The following is a 502-nucleotide window of genomic DNA, read 5'->3' on the forward strand; positions in this document are numbered from 1 at the left end:
TCATCAACCCTGAAAACCACAAACTTCCCGCCAACCCAAACAAAGTAAAACAAAGGCACGCTAAACCTCCTCGCCAACCTCTTGAGCCTGAGAAACTGGTACCCATTCACCTCAAGCTCTCCAGCACTCCAAGCCTCCTGAGCCGTCCGCCAGCTCTTCTTCTTCAACTCGAAGGCAGCAACTGGCTCCCTCGACTCCTTACTAAAGAGTACTGAGTCAACGTCATAAAGTGCGAACTCGCCAGGAAACAGGTACTCAATCAAGTCACTGAAGAGGTACCTGTTCTCCATATCCATCAGCGAGCGCCGCATGTAATCAAAGAAAGGCTTGTAAATCGGCCTTCCAGCGTCCGCGGAAAGCTGAATCATCTCCGCCCGAGCCGCCACCATCAGAACCCCGCCACCTCGTGAATTACGAGGAGGACCTGCCCGCTCTGGTCGAAGAGCGCGCCGCAGTGGTGGCAGTACAGCGGAGCCCCTCTCTTGCCCTCAACCCAATGCCC

1 protein-coding gene is annotated in these 502 nt (G+C 55.0%); it reads right to left on the bottom strand.

The features are described 5' to 3' along the window. Positions 1-389 (bottom strand): hypothetical protein (locus E3E28_RS10765; protein ID WP_167915452.1); only part of this gene is annotated, 389 nt, incomplete at its 3' end. Positions 390-502 lie beyond the last annotated feature (113 nt).

It is taken from the genome of Thermococcus sp. 21S9, from assembly GCF_012027635.1.
Taxonomy (GTDB): Archaea; Methanobacteriota_B; Thermococci; order Thermococcales; family Thermococcaceae; genus Thermococcus.